This window comes from Stenotrophomonas sp. YJH_SMC_54, assembly GCF_059368435.1.
Map to the genome: position 1 here is coordinate 172,923 of NZ_JCAFRS010000005.1, position 18,172 is coordinate 191,094.

Sequence of the window (18,172 nt, forward strand, 5' to 3'; positions counted from 1 at the left end):
AGGTCAGTCGCGCCGGCCCTGGCGGGGCACGTAGGACAGTGCCTTTTCATAGGCTGGCTTCAGCTCTTCCGGTCCACCGACATCGATGCCCATTTCGCTGACCCGGCCGTTCTTCAGGCTGTAGACCCAGCCGTGCACCATCAGCTTCTGCCCGCGCGCCCAGGCGTCCTCGACGATGGTCGAACGGCACAGGTTGGCGACCTGCTCGATCACGTTCAGTTCGCACAGGCGGGCATGCTTCAGCTCGTCATCCTCGATCGCATCGAGGATGCTCTGGTGCTTCTGCACCACGTCGCCGACATGGCGCAGCCAGTTGTCGGCCAGGCCGACGCGGGTATTGTGCAGGCAGGCGTGCACGCCGCCGCAGCCGTAGTGGCCGACGATCAGGATGTGCTTCACCTTCAACTGGTCCACCGCGTACTGCACCACGCTCAGGCAGTTCAGGTCGGTGTGCGCGACCACGTTGGCGACGTTGCGGTGCACGAACACTTCACCCGGGGCCATGCCGATGATCTGGTTGGCCGGCACCCGCGAGTCGGAGCAGCCGATCCACAGGTATTCCGGATGCTGCTGCTTGGACAGCTGCTGGAAGAACTCAGGGTCTTCCTTGGCGATGCGGTCGGCCCAGTCGCGGTTGTTCTGCAGCAGGCGGTGGATGTCTTTCATGTGCGGTATCCCTGGCGTCGGGTGGGGGCAAGGCGCGGCCGTTCTGGTCGCGCCGTCGCGGGAAGCTGGGGTGATCAGCCGCTGGAGGCGGACTGTTCACGGTGCCAGCGCATCCACTGCGCCAGCTCATGGGAGGACGGGGAGGCGAGCGCTTCCAGTGCGGCGATCACGGCCTGCTGGTTGGCGTCGGGATGGTTCTGGCTGAGTTTCAGCTTCAGCTGCACGTGTTCCACCTGGAAGCGGAAGCCGACGATGGCGCGCAGCTCCGGGCCGTGTTCGGCGCGCGCGGCATCGAACCGCCAGGCCTGGCCGACGCTGGCTTCGAAGCGGTCGCTGATCGCGCCGACCAGTTCGGCCAGCGCATCAGCGTCGTCGAAGGTCTGCAGCTGGCCACGCAGCTCGGCAGCGGCGTAGTTCCAGGTGGGTACCCGCGCGGCGGGCTCCTTGTCCGGATACCAGCTGGCCGAGACGTAGCCGTGTGGGCCATCGACCAGTACCTTGGCCGCGCCGCTGTGGCGCGACTGCGGGTTGGCGCGGGCCCAGTGGCCGCGCAGTTCGATCTGGTCGCCGTCACGCCGGTACAGCACCGGCATCCGGGTCAGCTCCGGCAGGCCATCGCTGCCGGGGGTGAGCACGGTGACGAACGGGTCGCGTGCCAGCAGGCGGTCCAGCCAGAGCAGGTCGGTCTCGGCGAAGGCGCGCGGGGTGAACATGCAGGGGTCAGGCGCGCCCGCCCAGCGACTGGACCATGCGGCCACGCAGACCCTCGTCGCTGTCGGCCTGCGGCGGCTGCACTTCGTGCAGGCTGAAGCCGCGCACCAGTGCGTCCTCCTCGTCCAGGCCGTCGTACTCGACGAACTCGGCGTCGAACAACTGCGAACGGGCGGTGTCTTCGCTGTCGTAGCTCAGCGTGTTGCCATCGCTGTCGAGCACTTCGGCGGTGCCGGCCGGGCGAACGCGCAGGCGCGCCCAGATCAGGGTGTTGCCGAGGCTGGCCAGCCACCAGCTGTCGCGCGAGGCGGTGATGTCGTTCATGAGCGTATTACCAGAGCGAGGCCAGCCAGAGCAGGGCGGCCATGCCCAGTCCGGCCAGCAGGGTCAGCAGCGATACCCAGGCCGGTGTCGCCAGCCCGGACAGCGAGCGGTCCGGTTGCTGCCGATAGTCGCGGCGCAGCAGCCAGGCCAGGGCATCGGGCTTGAGGAAGGCGCCGCTGCCGAAGCGCGCGGCGAGCGCCGGATGGCGGTCGCGCACGTGCACCAGGGTCAGCGGCCAGAAGATCACGAAGGCACTGAACCCGGCCACTGCAACGCCGACGAAACAGAGGGCGAAGAACAGGGTCATGGGGGCAGTACCTCCGTGGTCGTATGGGGCTTAGAAGTCCGCGCTGCCCGGGGCGCGCGGGTAGGGGATCGCATCGCGGATGTTGGACAGCCCGCAGACGTACACCACCAGGCGCTCGAAGCCCAGGCCGAAGCCGGCGTGCGGCACCGAGCCATAGCGGCGGAAATCGCGGTACCAGCTGTAGTGCTCGCGATCCAGGCCGAACTGGGCCATGCGCGCGTCCAGCACGTCCAGGCGCTCTTCGCGCTGGCTGCCGCCGATGATCTCGCCGATGCCAGGGGCCAGCACGTCCATCGCGGCAACGGTCTTGCCGTCGTCGTTCAGGCGCATGTAGAAGGCCTTGATGTGCTCCGGATAGTTGGTCACCACCACCGGGCGGCCGACGTGTTCCTCGGTCAGCCAGCGCTCGTGCTCGGTCTGCAGGTCCAGGCCCCATTCGACCGGGAAGTCGAACTTCCTGCCGGACTTCTGCAGCAGGCTGACCGCGTCGGTGTAGTCGATGCGCTCGAACGGTGCGTTGATGAAGTCTTCCAGCTTGGTGATCGCGTTCTTGTCCACGCGCTCGGCGATGAAGGCCAGGTCGTCGCTGCGCTCGTTCAGCACCGCACGGAACAGGTACTTCAGGAACTCTTCGGCCAGGCGTGCGTCTTCGGCCAGGTCGGCGAAGGCGATTTCCGGCTCGATCATCCAGAACTCCGCCAGGTGGCGGGTGGTGTGGCTGTTCTCGGCGCGGAAGGTCGGGCCGAAGGTGTAGACCTTGCTCAGCGCCAGGCAGTAGGCCTCGACGTTCAGCTGGCCGGACACGGTCAGGAAGGTTTCCTTGCCGAAGAAGTCGCGGCTGAAATCGATCGCGCCCTTCTCATCGCGCGGCAGGTTCACCATGTCCAGGGTGGACACGCGGAACATCTGGCCGGCGCCTTCGGCGTCGGAGGTGGTGATGATCGGGGTGCTGATCCAGTTGAAGCCGTTCTCGTGGAAGAAACGGTGCACGGCCTGGGCCAGGCAGTTGCGGATGCGGGTGACCGCGCCGAACAGGTTGGTGCGCGGGCGCAGGTGCGCCACTTCGCGCAGGAACTCCGGCGACATCGGCTTGGGCTGGATCGGGTAGGTGAGCGGGTCTTCGACCCAGCCGACCACTTCCACTGCACTGGCCTGGATCTCGAACGACTGGCCCTTGCCCTGCGACTTCACCAGGGTGCCGGTGGCGATGACCGAGCAGCCGCTGGTCAGGCGCTTGATCTCGTCGAAGTTGGCCAGGCTGTCGCCGGCCACGACCTGGATCGGGGCGAAGCAGGAGCCGTCGCTCACATTCACGAAGGCCAGATTCGCTGAACCGCGCACCGTGCGCACCCATCCGCGTACCGTGACTTCGCCGCCTTCCGGGATCTTCCCGGCAAGCGCATGTTCAACGCTGACCACCGTCATGACTTGAATCCTCTGCTGATCGACTCGATCTGTGAACACGGGAGTTTACCGGTTGCAGCGTTCTGCTTGCGAGGCATTTTTCGCGGCAACGGCTCCTTATAATGTCCCCGTACCTCTGGAGTAGCCCCATGGCCGTCAGCCTGACCCCCATTGCCTTCGAGCGCGTGCAGCGCTTTGTCGCCCAGACCCCCGGTGCGCTGGGCCTGCGTTTCGGCGTGACCAAGACCGGTTGCTCCGGCTGGGGCCACATCACCGACCTGGCACGCGACGAGCGCGAGGGCGATACCGTGTTCGAGCAGGACGGCGTGAAGATCTATGTCGACGCCAAGAGCCTGGCGCTGGTGGACGGCACCGTGATCGACTTCGGCAAGCACGGCCTGAGCGAGACCTTCACGTTCAGCAACCCCAATGCCACCGCCGAGTGTGGCTGCGGCGAGAGCTTCACCACCGACGCCGACAAGGCCTGACGGCCCGGCGCGTCCCGGTAGCTGCCGACCTTGGTCGGCACGCGGGGCTCGGCAGGGACCCCACGGATGGAACGACCGGCTTTTACCTATCACCCCAACGCCTACGCCCTCTCCTTCGAAGAGGTCGACGGAATCTGTGACTGCTGCGGCCAGCCGCGCACACTGCGCTACCGCGGGCCGTTCTACACCCGTCTGCGTCCGGATTACCTTTGCCCCTGGTGTATCGCCGACGGCAGGGCGGCGGCCAGCTACGAGGGTGAATTCACCGGCTGGAGTGATATCGAAGGGGGCTCGCCAGACCCGGCCGACCCGCCACCGAGCATCGCCCGTGAGCTGCTGCTGGAGATCTGCGAGCGCACCCCGGGCTACCCGTCCTGGCAGCAATCGGTCTGGCTGAGCCATTGTGAACGGCCCTGCGCCTTCCTCGGTTTCGCCGGCAGCGACGATCTGCTGCCCATCCTCGACCAGGTCCGGCCCGATGTGGCGGAGGTCAATCCGCGCGACGCCGACTGGGTGCTGGCGCACCTGAGCCGGGACGGGATGATGGTCGGCTGCCTGTTCCAGTGCCTGGAATGCGGCCAGCATCGCCTTCACGTCGACCTGGGGTGAATCCAGGCGGATTCTTGGGCTGTGCGGGGCTCCGGTAGCGGCCAGCCTGGGTCGGCATGGGGGCTGCGCCCCCGGTTCAGGTTGCCCTGTGACCCGCCGGTTGCCCGGCACCCCCATCTGCGCCATAATGCGCGGCTTCCTGCCTCCCGGCGGGAATCCTTGCCCCACCGCGGTCTCAACGGCGGGGGGCTGTCCGGCCGCAAGGCCACATCCGAAAGGTAGAAAAAAACATGAGTCGTCATTACGAAATCGTGTTCATGGTCCACCCGGACCAGAGCGAGCAGGTCCCGGCCATGATCGAGCGCTACAAGTCGCTGGTCGAGAACGGCAACGGCACCATCCACCGTCTGGAAGACTGGGGCCGCCGCCAGCTGGCGTACCCGATCCAGAACCTGGTGAAGGCCCACTACGTGCTGATGAACATCGAAGCCGACCAGGCCGTTCTGAACGAACTGACCGAGAGCTTCCGCTTCAACGACGCCGTGCTGCGCAACCTGGTCATCAAGCGTGACGAGGCTGACACCGAGCAGTCGCTGATCATGAAGAGCAAGGACGAGAAGGGTGACAAGCCGGAGCGCGGTGAGCGCCGTCGTCGTGACGACGAAGAAGGCGAGTCCAACAACACCGCTGACAACGAAGCCGGCGACGACGCCGCTTCCGCCGCCTAAGGAGCCTTCCCATGTCCAAGTTCTTCCGTCGCCGCAAGTTCTGCAAGTTCACTGCTGAAGGTGTGAAGGAGATCGACTACAAGGATCTCAACACCCTGCGCCAGTACCTGACCGAGAACGGCAAGATCGTGCCGAGCCGCGTCACCGGTACCAAGTCGAAGTACCAGCGCCAGCTGGCGACCGCCGTCAAGCGCGCTCGCTTCCTGGCCCTGATCCCGTACACCGACAACCACGACGTCTGATGCCAGCGGGGCGGCCCGGCGCCGCCCCCGCTGTGCCAGCTATTCGGACAGCCTTTGTTGCGGGGCATCGCCTCGCTAACGAATAACTTATCTGGAGCAATACCATGCAGCTGATCCTCCTGCAGAAAGTCACCAACCTCGGCAACCTGGGCGACCTGGTCGACGTGAAGCCGGGCTACGGCCGTAACTTCCTCGTGCCGCAGGGCAAGGCCGTGCCGGCCACCGAGAGCAACAAGGCCGAGTTCGAAGCCAAGCGCGCCGAATACGAAGCCAAGGCCCAGGCCATCCACGCTGACGCCGAAGGCCGCAAGGCCAAGCTGGAAGGCGCGAGCGTGACCATCGCCGCCAACGCTTCGACCGAAGGCAAGCTGTACGGCTCGGTTGGCCCGCGCGACATCGCCGAGGCCTTCACCGCCGCCGGCCTGCCGCTGGAAAAGAGCGAAGTCATCCTGGGCGAAGGCGCCTTCCGCAACATCGGCGAATACGACGTGCTGGTCCACCTGCACGCCGACGTCGAGACCACCGTCAAGGTCGTCGTCGTCGCCGAAGCCTGATCCCACGCCGCAAGGCCTGGCATCACCGCAGAACGGGCGCCCGCAAGGGTGCCCGTTTTGTTTTTGGCGCCGTTCCGCGGTGTCGGGCCAGGTCCGTCCGACGGGGTGGGGGTGGGCAATGTTCCACGCCCATTCGTAGAACACGTCCACATCGGTATACTCAGGGCGTCACACCCGTTCCACGAGCATCGATCCCAACAGGATCAATGGCTTGGAGGGTAAACGCAGGCCGCTTGCCGGCCCCAGTCCGGAACCCCTATGCGTCTTTCCACGATCAAGCTGTCCGGCTTCAAGTCGTTCGTCGATCCGACCACCCTGCACCTGCCGACCAACATGACCGGCGTGGTGGGGCCCAATGGCTGCGGCAAGTCGAACATCATCGACGCCGTGCGCTGGGTCATGGGCGAGAGTTCGGCCAGCCGCCTGCGTGGCGACTCGCTGACCGACGTGATCTTCTCCGGGTCCAATGCCCGCAAGCCGGTGTCGCAGGCCACGGTCGAGCTGATCTTCGACAACTCCGACCACACGATTTCCGGCGAGTACGCCTCGTTCAACGAGATCTCGGTCAAGCGCACGGTCAGCCGCGACGGCACCAGCAACTATTACCTCAACGGCACCAAGTGCCGTCGCCGCGACATCACCGACCTGTTCCTCGGCACCGGCCTGGGCCCGCGCAGCTACTCGATCATCGAGCAGGGCATGATCAGCCAGATCATCGAGGCGCGCCCGGAAGACCTGCGCGTGTATCTGGAAGAGGCAGCCGGCATCTCCAAGTACAAGGAGCGCCGCAAGGAGACCGAGACCCGCATCCGCCACACCCGTGAGAACCTGGACCGGCTGGGTGACCTGCGCGACGAGATCAGCAAGCAGCTCGAACACCTCAAGCGCCAGGCCAGGCAGGCCGAGCAGTACCAGGCCCTGCAGGAAGAGCGCCGGATCAAGGATGCCGAGTGGAAGGCGCTGGAATTCCGTGGCCTCGATGGGCGCCTGTCGAAGCTGCGCGAAGGCCTGTCGCAGGAAGAGACCAAGCTGCAGCAGCTGATCGCCGATCAGCGCGACGCAGAGGCCCGCATCGAAACCTCGCGAGTGCGTCGCGAAGAGGCCGCCGATGCGCTCAACACCGCGCAGGCGGCGGTCTATCAGGTCGGCAGCACCCTGGCCCGCCTGGAGCAGCAGATCCAGCACCAGCGCGAGCTGTCGCAGCGCCTGCACAAGGCGCGCGACGAAACCCAGCAGGCCCTGGCCGAACTGGGGCAGCACATCAGTGGCGACGAGGCCAAGCTGAGGGTGCTGCGGGAGGCGGTAGAGGCCGCGACCCCGCAGCTGGAAGAACTGCAGGAAGAAAACGAGATAAAGCAGGAAAGCCTGCGCGAGGCTGAAGACCGGCTGGCCAGCTGGCAGCAGCGTTGGGAACAGCACACCTCGCAGAGTTCGGAAGCCTCGCGCGCCGGCGACGTCGAGCGCACGCGCGTGGACTACCTGGACAAACAGATCCTCGATGCCGACCGGCGTCGTGAAGCCCTGGCCGCCGAGCGCGCCGGGCTGGACGTGGACGCGCTGGAAGAAGCCTTCGAGCAGCTGCACCTGCAGCACGACACGCAGAAGACCGCGCTGGATGAACTGAGCGAAGACGTTGAGCTGCGCAAGCAGGGCGTGGCGGCGGTGCAGGAACAGCAGCGCAATGGCCAGAACGAACTGGCCGAACTGCGCAAGCAGGCCAATGGCCTGCGCGGTCGCCTGGCTTCGCTGGAAACCCTGCAGCAGGCTGCGCTGGGCCAGGAGCAGGGCGCCGCCGTGGCCTGGCTGAAGGCGCGTGGGCTGGATTCGGCGGCGCGTGTCGGCGAACGCCTGGATGTCGATGCCGGTTGGGAAAACGCGGTGGAAAGCGCGCTCGGCCAGTTGATCGAAGGCGTGCTGGTCGATGACCCGGCCAGCCTGGTCGACGCGCTGGGCGAACTGGGCGAGGGCCACATTGCGCTGGTCGCCAACGATGGCGCGGACCTGAAGGTCGCGCCGACCTCGCTGGCTGCACGCGTGCGTGGCCCGGCAGCGATCCGGCGCCTGCTGGCGCACCTGCACGGTGCCAGGGATCTGTCCGAGGCCAAGGCGCTGCAGGCCAGCCTTCCGGAAGGCGATTCGATCATCACCCAGAGTGGCGAGCGCCTGGGCCAGGGCTGGCTGCGCGTATCGCGCTCCGGTGCCGCCGCGCAGGGCGCGCTGCTGCGCGAACGTGAGATCCAGGAGCTGCGTGAGCAGATCGAGCAGCTGCAGGACCGCGAGGCCGAACTGGAAGAACAGCTGGCCGGCTTCCGAGAGCAGCTGCAGGCTGCCGAACAGCAGCGCGAAGACGCGCAGCGTGCGCTGTACCAGGCCCATCGTGCGGTGTCCGAACTGGCCGGCCAGCTGCAGGGCCAGCAGGGCAAGGTGGAGGCAGCGCGCACGCGCATCGATCGCATCGAAGGCGAGCTGAAGCAGCTGCAGGAAACCATTGAAGCCAACAACGAACAAGCGCGTGAAGCGCGCTCGCGGTTGGAGAACGCGGTCAGCAGCATGGGCGACCTGGAATCGACCCGGCAGCGGCTGGAGGGCGAGCGCCGCCAGTTGACCGAGGCGCGCGACCTGGCTCGCGACGCCGCCCGCGCGGTACGCGAGCGCGCGCACTCGCTGGCCCTGACCCTGGAATCGCAGCGTGCGCAGCTGGCCTCGTTGAGCCAGGCGCTGGAGCGCATGGGCACCCAGCGCGGGCAGCTGGATTCGCGCCTGGGCGAGCTGCATTCGCAGCTGGACGAAGGTGATTCGCCGGTCGAAGCGCTGCAGGCCGAGCACCAGAATGCGCTGGAAGAGCGCGTTCGGGCCGATCGCGTGCTGACCGAGGCGCGCACGCTGCTGGACGGCATCGACGCCGAGCTGCGCAACTACGAACAGACCCGCCACCAGCGCGACGAACAGGCATTGGCCCAGCGTGAGCGCATTTCGCAGCGCAAGCTTGACCAGCAGGCGCTGGTGCTCAGCGCGGATACCCTGCAGGCGGCGGTGGAAAAGGCCGGTTTCGTGCTGCAGGACGTGCTCAATGCACTGCCCGAGGACGCCCGCCTGGGCGACTGGGAGCAGGCCGTGCACCAGATCGATGGCCGCATGCGCCGGCTGGAGCCGGTCAACCTGGCCGCGATCCACGAGTATGGCGAGGCCTCGCAGCGCTCGGACTACCTGGATTCGCAGCACGCCGACCTCACCACAGCGCTGGAAACCCTGGAAGATGCCATCCGCAAGATCGACCGCGAGACCCGCGGCCGCTTCAAGGACACTTTCGACCGTGTCAATGCCGGCGTGCAGGCGCTCTACCCGCGCCTGTTCGGTGGCGGCCACGCCTACCTGGAATTGACCGGTGAAGACCTGCTGGACACCGGCGTGACCATCATGGCGCGCCCACCGGGCAAGCGCGTGTCCAGCATCTCGCTGCTGTCCGGCGGCGAAAAGGCGATGACCGCAGTTGCGCTGGTGTTCGCCATCTTCCAGTTGAATCCGGCACCGTTCTGCCTGCTGGACGAGGTGGACGCACCGCTGGATGAAGCCAACGTCGGTCGCCTGGCCAACATGGTCAAGGAAATGAGCGAGAAGGTGCAGTTCCTGTTCGTCAGCCACAACAAGGCGACGATGGAAGCTGCGCACCAGCTGTCGGGCGTGACCATGCGCGAACCGGGCGTCAGCCGCCTGGTCAGCGTGGACCTGGAAGAAGCCGCACGATTGGCGGGCGCGGCCTGACGTGCCATCCTAATTACCTGAATGAACTAGCCGGAGAACCTATCGAATGTCCGACACGGCACTGTTGCGCATCGGCATCCTGGCCGCCGGCCTGCTGTTGATCGCTGCGATCTTCCTGTTTGGCCGTCCGAAGAAGAAGCCCCAGGGGCGTCGCGTGGAAAGCGCGGAACCGACCGGCGGCGAGCGTCGCGAGCCGGTGCTGGGCGATGATGGCGTCACTGTGGCCGATGGCCGCGTAGAGCCGGGCATGGGCTCGGAAGGCGAGCAGGCCGAGCTTGGCCTGGCCGACACCGACGCCGGCGCGGCCAGCGACCTTGGCAAGCGCGCCACCCAGGACTTCGACAAGATCGTGTCGCTGTTCGTGGCCGCTCGCGCCGGCGAACAGCTGCGTGGTGAAGACATCGTGGTGGCGGCGGAGAAGACCGGCCTGGTGTTCGGCCACATGAACGTGTTCCACCGCCTGGTGGAAGGCCACCCCGAGCGCGGCCCGATCTTCTCGATGGCCAGCATCATGAAGCCGGGCAGCTTCGACATGGCCAACATCCGCGCCATGGAGACCCCGGCCATCGCCTTCTTCCTGACCCTGCCGGCGCCGCTGACCGCGCTGGATGCCTGGGAGAAGATGCTGCCCACCGTGCAGCGCATGGCCGAGCTGCTCGACGGCGTGGTGCTGGACGACAGCCGCAACGCTCTCGGCCGGCAGCGCATCGCGCACATCCGTGACGAACTGCGTGCCTATGATCGCCAGCACCAGGCGCCGCCGCTGACCAAGACCCCGCGCTGGTGAGCGCCATGGTGTGCCGACCAACGGTCGGCACCCACCCCGACCAGCGGTCGGCACCCACCCCGACCAGCGGTCGGCACCCACCCCGACCAGCGGTCGGCACCCACAACAGTAGATCCACGCCATGCGTGGATGGGGCGAACCAAGGTTCGCCCCCACCAACAGGGTTAGGCCGGTACGCCGGCGACCTTGGCAAATGCCCTGCGGAACGCGGCCATTTCATCTTCGGTGCCGACGGTCACGCGCACGCGCTGCGGCCAGATCGGCCAGCTGCGGCCAATGATCACGCCGTTGTCTGCCATCGCCTTGGCAAAGGCGGCACCGTCGCGCTGCACATCCACCACGAAGCAGTTCGCTTCCGACGGCACGCAGCTGAAACCACGCTTGCCCAGCCACCCGATGGTGGCCTGCCGCACCTTGGCATTTTGCAGGCGCCGCTGCGCGATCAACTGAGGATCCTGCAGGCTGGCCAGTGCCGCGGCCAGTGCTGGCACGGGTAGCGGGTTGTCGCCCAGGCTGGCCAGTTCGCGCAGGCGGTCGGGATGCGCGGCCGCCACGCCCAGGCGCAGGCCGGCCATGCCATAAAGCTTGGAGAACGTGCGCAACACGATCAGGTCATCGCGCTGCGCCACCTGCGCGATCAGACTCGGCTGCTCGCTGTACTGCAGGTAGGCCTCGTCGACCAGTACGCGGGTGGACGCAGGCTTGTGGGCCAGCAGCCAGGCGAGCTCATCCGGCGGGCTGATCGAGCCGGTCGGGTTGTTCGGGTTGCACACATACAGCAGCCCGGTCGGGCGCGCGTGTGCGGCGGCAACCATCGCGCGCAGGTCATGTGCGCCATCGTTGCGCAGCGGCACCTTCTGCACGTATGCACCGTGTGCGGCGGCGACCTCGCCCAGCGTCTCGAACGTCGGGTCGGCCACCACCAGTCCCGCCTGCGGGCTTGTCCACAGCACGGCGGCCCGGTTCAGCGGTTCGCTGGAACCCGGATAGAGCCGCACGTGATCGGCCGGAATGCGCGCCTGTTCGATGAAGGCGTCGCGCACCTGACCGGCCAGTGCGAAACGGTAGCGGCCGCAACCGGCGATGCTGTCGCGTGCCGCCTGCTGGGCTGCGGGCGAGGGGCCGTAGGGGCATTCGTTGAAATTCAGCAGCACCGCACCTTCGGCGGGGCCCGGGGCGACGGCTGTCGCGGGTTGGGCATGGCCGGGCCGCGGCAGCCCGCTGCCGGCGACGGCGAGGCCGGCTCCGGCCAGTTGCAGGAAGCGTCGACGGGAAGCGGGCAGGGTCACGGGCAGGATTCCGAAGGGCAGACCGTCGCACGCTAGCGCCGGCGAGGGTGGGCGGCAAGCTGCTTTTTGGGGCGTCGCGCCATGCAGATGTGCCAACCAAGGTTGGCACCTACCGGAACGAGGGAGAAGGTTGGCACCTGCCGGAGCGGAGAGTGCCCGTCGAGCACGCTCGACGCTGCAAAGGCGGAGGCGTTACAGGGCCTGACGGCTGGGCGCGGTAGAATCCCCGGCCATCCCAGAACCACCGGATCCCGATGAGCCCCAGCCCCGCCGAACGCGCCGAAGACCTTCGCCGGCAGATCGCCCAGGCCAACCGCGCCTATCACGAGCTGGACGCGCCGGAGATTCCCGACGTCGACTACGACCGGATGGTGCGCGAGCTGGAAGCGCTGGAGCGCGAGCACCCGGAACTGGCCCGTGCCGACAGCCCGACCCAGCAGGTCGGTGCGCGCCCCTCTGGCCGCTTCCCGGAAGTGCGCCATGCGGTACCGATGTTGTCGCTGTCCAATGCCTTCAGCGACGAGGAAGTGGCCGATTTCGTGCGCCGCATCGATGAGCGCCTGGGGCGTCGCAGCCTGCGGTTCTCGGCCGAGCCGAAGATGGACGGCCTGGCGATCAGCCTGCGCTACGAGGACGGTCATTTCGTGCTCGGCGCGACCCGTGGCGATGGCAGTACCGGCGAGGACGTGACCGCCAACCTGCGCGAAATCGGTGACATTCCCAAGCGCCTGCACGGCAAGGACTGGCCGGATGTGCTGGAGGTGCGCGGCGAGGTCTACATGGCCCGCGCCGACTTCGAGGCCTACAACGAACGTGCGCGCCTGCAGGGCGGCAAGGTGCTGGCCAATCCGCGCAACGCGGCGGCCGGTTCGCTGCGCCAGCTCGACCCGAAGATCAGTGCGCAGCGCAGGCTGAGTTTCTTCGCCTACGGCACCGGCGAAGTGCAGGGCGGCGAGCTGCCGGACACCCATTCGGGCACCCTCGCCCAGCTCGGCGCCTGGGGCTTCCCGGTCAGTGAGCTGTGCAAAGTGGTGGAGGGCACCGACGGCCTGCTCGGTTACTACCGCACTATCGGTGAACGCCGTGACGGCCTGCCGTTTGATATCGATGGCGTGGTCTACAAGCTGGATGACCGTGCGGGTCAGCAGGCGATGGGCTTCGTCTCCCGTGCGCCGCGCTGGGCCATCGCGCACAAGTTCCCTGCGCAGGAACAGAGCACCACGGTGGAGGCGATCGAGATCCAGATCGGCCGCACCGGTGCTGCCACGCCGGTCGCGCGACTGGCGCCGGTGGCTGTGGCTGGCGTGATCGTGTCCAACGCCACCCTGCACAACGCCGACCAGATCGCGCGTCTCGATGTGCGCGTTGGCGACAGCGTGATCGTGCGCCGCGCTGGCGACGTGATTCCCGAGGTGGTCAGCGTCATTCTCGACCGCCGCCCGCAGGGCACCACGCCGTGGCAGATGCCGACGCGCTGCCCGGTGTGCGGCTCGGAGATCGTGCGTGAGGAGGGGGCGGCGGCGTGGCGTTGTTCGGGCGAACTGTCCTGCCCGGCGCAGCGCAAGGAAGCCATTGCCCATTTCGCCTCGCGCCGTGCCATGGACATCGACGGTCTCGGCGACAAGTACATCGAAACCCTGGTCGACGCGGGCATCGTCAAGAGCGTGGCCGACCTGTACCGGCTCAGCCGCGATACGCTGCTGCACCTGAAGCTGGTGCTGGACGCCGAGGAGCCGTCGGCGCTGGCAGCGGCGCTGAAGCTGCACCTTCCCGCCGAGGGCAGTGGTGCGGTGCTCAATGCGGTGCTCAAGCTGGACGGCAACGATCCGGGCTGGCGCGCGCAGGCGCTGGCGCAGCCGGCCAGCTTCGAATGGAACACGAAGAAGATCGCCACCAAGTGGGCCGACAACCTGATCGCAGCGATCGACGCCAGCCGTGCGGCCACGCTGGAGCGCGTGCTGTTCGCGCTTGGCATCGAGCACGTGGGCGAGAGCACGGCCAAGGCGCTGGCGCAGTGGTTCGGTGACCTGGAGCTGATCCGCCACCTGCCGTGGCCGCTGTTCAAGCGTGTGCCGGACATCGGTGGCGAAGTGGCGCGTTCGCTTGGCCACTTCTTCGAGCAGCAGGGCAACCAGCAGGCCATCGATGACCTGCTGCAGGTCGGCCAGGTGCGCATCAGCGACGTGCATGCGCCCAGTGCCAAGCTGCGCGACGGGCTGGATCTGGCGCAGTTGCTGGTCGAGTCGGAGATCCCCGGCATCACCCGTCTGCGCGCCGAAAAGCTGGTGGCTGCGCTTCCCGGCGCACAGGCGGTGCTCGATGCCGAGCATGGCCAGTTCGTCAACGCCGGCCTGCCCGATGACACCGCGCGCGGTCTGGCCGAATGGCTGGACGCTGATGGCCACGGTGCGATGCTGTTGGCCGCCGAGAACGCGATGCGGGAGATCCTGGCCAAGGCGCCGGCGCTGGCCGAGATCGTGGCGGGTCCGCTGGATGGGCAGACCGTGGTGCTGACCGGCACCCTGGCCCAGCTCACCCGCGATGCCGCCAAGGAACGCCTGGAAGCGCTGGGTGCCAAGGTCTCCGGCAGTGTGTCGAAGAAGACCAGCTTCGTGGTGGCCGGTACCGAGGCCGGCTCCAAGCTGGACAAGGCACAGTCGCTGGGCGTGCCGGTGTGGGATGAGGACCGCCTGCTGGCCTATCTTGCCGAACACGAATGATGACGCCGCCGGGTGCCCGGCACCCGGCATGAAGCACAAAGGAACACCGATGCAGACTGCCCCACTGGATTTCCGCCTGGCCACCCGTGCCGACGAAGAACTGTTGATCGCGTTGATGCGCGAGTTCTATGCCGAAGACAGGATCGACTTCGACGACGCGCGCGTGCGTCGCGGCGTGGATGCGCTGCTGGCCGACCCACGCAACGGCGAAGTGCTGCTGTGGCTGGACGAGGCGGCCGAGGTGGTCGGCTACGCGGTGATCGCGATGGGCTTCAGCCTGGAGCAGGGCGGCCACTTCATGCTGCTGGACGAGCTGTACCTGAGCCATCGTGCGCGTGGTCGCGGCCGCGGCAAGCAGGCGCTGGCCATCTGCGAACAGCGGGCACGGGGCCGCGGCGTAAGCCGCCTACGCCTGGAAGTGAACCATCACAACGAGCTGGCCCGTCGCCTCTATCTGGCGAGCGGTTACATCGATGACACCCGCGATCTGCTGACCCTGCCGCTGGACCACCCGCGCCCGGAGGGCATCCTGTGAGCGAGGCCCTGCTGCGCGCGCTGCAGCAGCGCGCCGCGCTCAATGCGCTGGTCCGCCGCTTCTTCGCCGAACGCGATGTGCTGGAAGTGGAAACGCCGATCCTGTCGGTGGCCGGCAACACCGAGCCGAACATCGACAGCTTCCATACCGATTTCACCGGCCATGTCGATGCCGGCGGACGCCGCCGCTGGCTGCGCACCTCGCCGGAGTATCCGCTCAAGCGCCTGTTGGCGGCGGGCGTGGGTGACTGTTACGAACTGGGCCGGGTGTTCCGCAATGGCGAGGCGGGCGGCCGCCACAACCCGGAATTCACCATGCTGGAGTGGTACCGGGTTGGCTGGGATCATCATCGCCTGGTGCAGGAGACCGCCGAGCTGGTCGGCCAGGCGCTGGCGCTGGTCGGGCGCAGTGCGACCCTGCGCGTGCTGAGCTACCGCGAGCTGTTCCAGCAGCATGTGGGCGTTGACCCGTTCAAGGCCGATGAGGCTGCATTGCGGGCCGCGATGGATGATGTGCACATCGATCCGGTCGGTTTGACCCGCGACGACTGGCTGGACCTGTTGATGACCCATCGCATCCAGCCGCAGTTTGATGACACAGTGATGACCGTGGTCCATGACTGGCCGGCCAGCCAGGCGGCGCTTGCGCGCATCCGTGCCGGTACACCACCCCTGGCCGAGCGTTTCGAGTTGTACCTGGGCGCGGTGGAGCTGGCCAACGGCTATCACGAACTGAACGACGCCCACGAGCAGCGCGCGCGCTTCCAGCGTGACCTGCAGCGACGCCATGAACGTGGCCAGGTGCAGCCGGCGCTGGACGAGGCGCTGCTGGCCGCGCTGCCATCGATGCCGGCGTGCGCGGGCGTGGCGGTGGGGGTCGATCGCCTCCTGATGGCGATGAACCGCACGCCGCGCATCGCCGACGTGCTGGCCTACGACTTTGCCCACGCATGAGCGACCTGCGTTCCTGAACGTCAAAGACTGAACGGAATTCCGCGATTCCGCGCTTGCTTCGGTAAGCAGGATGATGCTCTTATCACGGCAGATGCCGGACACTGGCACGCAGTTCATCCATTCCTGCTGGGGAAGGCTTTGGTCAAGTGGTTTGCGGTTGTCGCTGCACCGGTTTACTCCATCGCGCTCTGGGGTGCCTGGTTGCCGTCATCGGCATCTGCCCAGCAGGCCGGCTACGACGGTGAAGTGGTGACCTGCGAATCACGCGACATGGGCTGGGTGCATTGCGATATCGATGTCAGCAACGGCGTCGACCTGGTGCGCCAGCTTTCCAACAGCAGCTGTATCCGTGGCAGCGAATGGGGCACCGACCGCAGTGGCGTGTGGGTCACGCTGGGCTGCCGCGCCGAGTTCCGCGCACGCCGCGCTGCGGGTGCTGCGCCGGTAGCAAGCGAGGGCAAGCGCCTGGTCCGTCGCGTGGTGCGTTGTGAATCCAATGGTCGCCCGCAGAGCTGCCCGGTGCGCCTGGATGGCGCGCCAGTACGCCTGCTGCGCCAGCTGTCGGCGCTGCCATGCCGCGAAGGGCAGGGCTGGGGCTACAAGCGCAATGAAGTCTGGACCAGCCGCGGTTGCCAGGGGGATTTCGAAGTGGCTGACGAGGACGGCCGATTCGTTGACGTACCACGCCGGCTGACCTGTGAATCGAAGTCGAAGAAGCGCCGCTTCTGCGGCGCCAGCATCTCGGTCGGTGCCGCCGTCTCCGAGCAGCTGTCCAGCACCCCGTGCGAGGAAGGCAACACCTGGGGCTGGAACCGCAACGGCATCTGGGTGGACGGTGGCTGCCGCGCCGAGTTCTCGGTGAATTGAGCCCGGGCGGGCTCCAACCCCGGGGGGCGTGGCCCTACAATGGGCCCATGAACACTGCCTCCGACATCGACTACGCCCGTTACGACCATATCCGCCCGATCCTGTGGACCGGCGATGCCCTGCAACTGCTGGACCAGCGCAAGCTGCCGTTCGTGGTCGAGCATGTGGTCTGCCATGACAGTGACGAAGTGGCTGCGGCCATCCACGCGTTGACCGTGCGCGGTGCGCCGGCCATCGGCATCGCCGCCGCCTGGGGCGTGGTGCTGGCCGCACGTGACGTGCAGGCCGCAGACGGTGCGCACGCGCTGCAGCAGCTGGAACCGGCGCTGCAGCGTCTGAACGCTTCGCGTCCGACCGCCGTCAATCTGGCCTGGGCGCTGGCGCGCATGCGCCGTTGCCTGAATGCCGCCGGTGCTGACTGGAAGGCGAAGCTGGAGGCCGAAGCGCAGGCCATCGCCGAGGAAGACCTGGCCGCCAATCGCCACATGGGCGCGCTGGGCGCAGGCCTGATCGAAGCCGGCAGCGGCGTGCTGACCCACTGCAACACCGGCTCGCTGGCCACCGCCGGCTTCGGCACCGCGCTGGGCGTGATCCGCGCCGGCATGGCCCAGCACCGCATTGCCCGCGTGTTCGCTGGCGAGACCCGTCCGTGGCTGCAGGGCGCGCGCCTGACCGTGTGGGAGCTGCAGCAGGATGGCATTGACGCCACGCTGATCGCCGATTCAGCCGCCTCGCACCTGATGAAGACCGGCGCTGTGCAGTGGGTGATCGTCGGTGCCGACCGCATCTGCGCCAACGGCGATACCGCCAACAAGATCGGGACCTACCAGCTGGCCATCGCCGCCCGCCATCACGGCGTGAAGTTCATGGTCGTGGCGCCGTCCTCGACGGTGGACATGGAGACCGTGGACGGCAGCCAGATCGAGATCGAGCAGCGCGATCCGGGCGAGCTGTACGGCGTGGGCGGCACCCGCACGGTGGCAGAGGGCATCGCTGCCTGGAACCCGGTGTTCGACGTCACCCCGGGTGAGCTGATCGACGCCATCGTGACCGAGCGCGGCGTGATCCTGAACCCGACCCCGGAGAACATGCGCGCCGCCTTCGGCGGCTGACGCGCGGGGGGAGGGGCCGCGTGACCTCCGCCCCCGGTGGTGCCGGCCGCGGGCCGGCAACCCCCTAAGTTCCTGATTTGTGCAGGTAAAATACCCGTAAAGGGAGGCGGAAAACGGCCTGTTGTGGTAATATCCGCAGGTTGAATCGAGGTTCCGGCACGACCCCCTCCCGCA

Annotated in this window: 18 protein-coding genes; 12 read left to right on the forward strand and 6 right to left on the reverse strand. The window is 67.3% G+C overall.

Annotated features, from left to right (window positions below):
- Positions 1 to 3: 3 nt before the first annotated feature.
- The 5 genes from can to asnS all read right to left on the reverse strand — a co-directional run bounded on the left by can (position 4) and on the right by asnS (position 3,433).
- Complete coding sequence (gene can / locus AC5P5S_RS07905; protein WP_005410235.1) at positions 4 to 666, reverse strand: carbonate dehydratase; 663 nt, start codon at positions 664 to 666, stop codon at positions 4 to 6.
- A 74-nt stretch (positions 667 to 740) separates the two neighbouring features.
- On the reverse strand, positions 741 to 1,379 hold the full coding sequence (locus AC5P5S_RS07910; protein WP_049448997.1) for an FMN-binding negative transcriptional regulator: 639 nt from the start codon (positions 1,377 to 1,379) through the stop codon (positions 741 to 743).
- Positions 1,380 to 1,386: 7 nt separating this feature from the next.
- The gene (locus tag AC5P5S_RS07915) at positions 1,387 to 1,701 is read right to left on the reverse strand and encodes a hypothetical protein (protein WP_005410233.1); all 315 of its coding nucleotides are present in this window, start codon (positions 1,699 to 1,701) and stop codon (positions 1,387 to 1,389) included.
- Between the two features lie 7 nt (positions 1,702 to 1,708).
- Entirely contained in the window at positions 1,709 to 2,008 is a 300-nt protein-coding gene (locus AC5P5S_RS07920; protein WP_005410232.1) for a hypothetical protein, read from the reverse strand.
- Between the two features lie 30 nt (positions 2,009 to 2,038).
- On the reverse strand, positions 2,039 to 3,433 hold the full coding sequence (gene asnS / locus AC5P5S_RS07925) for an asparagine--tRNA ligase (RefSeq protein WP_005410231.1): 1,395 nt from the start codon (positions 3,431 to 3,433) through the stop codon (positions 2,039 to 2,041).
- A 128-nt stretch (positions 3,434 to 3,561) separates the two neighbouring features.
- Here asnS and AC5P5S_RS07930 point away from each other — a divergent pair, with 128 nt between their 5' ends.
- The 7 genes from AC5P5S_RS07930 to zipA all read left to right on the forward strand — a co-directional run bounded on the left by AC5P5S_RS07930 (position 3,562) and on the right by zipA (position 10,522).
- Positions 3,562 to 3,900, forward strand: coding sequence for a HesB/IscA family protein (locus AC5P5S_RS07930; RefSeq protein ID WP_005410230.1), 339 nt, complete (start codon positions 3,562 to 3,564; stop codon positions 3,898 to 3,900).
- Positions 3,901 to 3,966: 66 nt separating this feature from the next.
- Positions 3,967 to 4,509: a CbrC family protein gene (locus AC5P5S_RS07935; RefSeq protein ID WP_062607372.1), complete on the forward strand. Its 543-nt coding sequence runs from the start codon at positions 3,967 to 3,969 to the stop codon at positions 4,507 to 4,509.
- Positions 4,510 to 4,739: 230 nt separating this feature from the next.
- Positions 4,740 to 5,177, forward strand: coding sequence for a 30S ribosomal protein S6 (rpsF, locus tag AC5P5S_RS07940; RefSeq protein ID WP_005410228.1), 438 nt, complete (start codon positions 4,740 to 4,742; stop codon positions 5,175 to 5,177).
- Positions 5,178 to 5,188: 11 nt separating this feature from the next.
- Positions 5,189 to 5,419, forward strand: coding sequence for a 30S ribosomal protein S18 (gene rpsR / locus AC5P5S_RS07945; RefSeq protein WP_002804494.1), 231 nt, complete (start codon positions 5,189 to 5,191; stop codon positions 5,417 to 5,419).
- Between the two features lie 104 nt (positions 5,420 to 5,523).
- Positions 5,524 to 5,973 (forward strand): 50S ribosomal protein L9, encoded by a 450-nt coding sequence (gene rplI, locus AC5P5S_RS07950; RefSeq protein WP_005410227.1) that lies wholly within the window; start codon positions 5,524 to 5,526, stop codon positions 5,971 to 5,973.
- A gap of 258 nt (positions 5,974 to 6,231) precedes the next feature.
- Entirely contained in the window at positions 6,232 to 9,735 is a 3,504-nt protein-coding gene (gene smc, locus AC5P5S_RS07955) for a chromosome segregation protein SMC (RefSeq protein ID WP_087803639.1), read from the forward strand.
- A 46-nt stretch (positions 9,736 to 9,781) separates the two neighbouring features.
- Positions 9,782 to 10,522 (forward strand): cell division protein ZipA, encoded by a 741-nt coding sequence (zipA, locus tag AC5P5S_RS07960; RefSeq protein ID WP_005410225.1) that lies wholly within the window; start codon positions 9,782 to 9,784, stop codon positions 10,520 to 10,522.
- 164 nt (positions 10,523 to 10,686) lie between these two features.
- Here the strand turns inward: zipA and AC5P5S_RS07965 are convergent, their stop codons facing one another.
- Positions 10,687 to 11,811 (reverse strand): pyridoxal phosphate-dependent aminotransferase, encoded by a 1,125-nt coding sequence (locus AC5P5S_RS07965; protein WP_062607369.1) that lies wholly within the window; start codon positions 11,809 to 11,811, stop codon positions 10,687 to 10,689.
- A 248-nt stretch (positions 11,812 to 12,059) separates the two neighbouring features.
- Between AC5P5S_RS07965 and ligA the strand changes: the two genes are divergently transcribed.
- The 5 genes from ligA to mtnA all read left to right on the forward strand — a co-directional run bounded on the left by ligA (position 12,060) and on the right by mtnA (position 17,998).
- Positions 12,060 to 14,531, forward strand: a complete 2,472-nt coding sequence (ligA, locus tag AC5P5S_RS07970) for an NAD-dependent DNA ligase LigA (protein ID WP_172711800.1) — start codon at positions 12,060 to 12,062, stop codon at positions 14,529 to 14,531.
- A 49-nt stretch (positions 14,532 to 14,580) separates the two neighbouring features.
- Positions 14,581 to 15,066 carry a GNAT family N-acetyltransferase gene (locus tag AC5P5S_RS07975; protein WP_005413904.1) on the forward strand — a complete coding sequence of 162 codons (486 nt, stop codon included), beginning with the start codon at positions 14,581 to 14,583 and terminating at the stop codon, positions 15,064 to 15,066.
- Positions 15,063 to 16,019: an EF-P lysine aminoacylase EpmA gene (gene epmA / locus AC5P5S_RS07980; RefSeq protein ID WP_062607367.1), complete on the forward strand. Its 957-nt coding sequence runs from the start codon at positions 15,063 to 15,065 to the stop codon at positions 16,017 to 16,019. The genes AC5P5S_RS07975 and epmA overlap by 4 nt, the downstream gene beginning before the upstream one ends.
- A gap of 138 nt (positions 16,020 to 16,157) precedes the next feature.
- On the forward strand, positions 16,158 to 16,886 hold the full coding sequence (locus tag AC5P5S_RS07985; RefSeq protein ID WP_024957225.1) for a DUF3011 domain-containing protein: 729 nt from the start codon (positions 16,158 to 16,160) through the stop codon (positions 16,884 to 16,886).
- Positions 16,887 to 16,933: 47 nt separating this feature from the next.
- Positions 16,934 to 17,998, forward strand: a complete 1,065-nt coding sequence (gene mtnA / locus AC5P5S_RS07990; RefSeq protein WP_005413901.1) for an S-methyl-5-thioribose-1-phosphate isomerase — start codon at positions 16,934 to 16,936, stop codon at positions 17,996 to 17,998.
- The last annotated feature ends 174 nt before the right edge of the window (positions 17,999 to 18,172 follow it).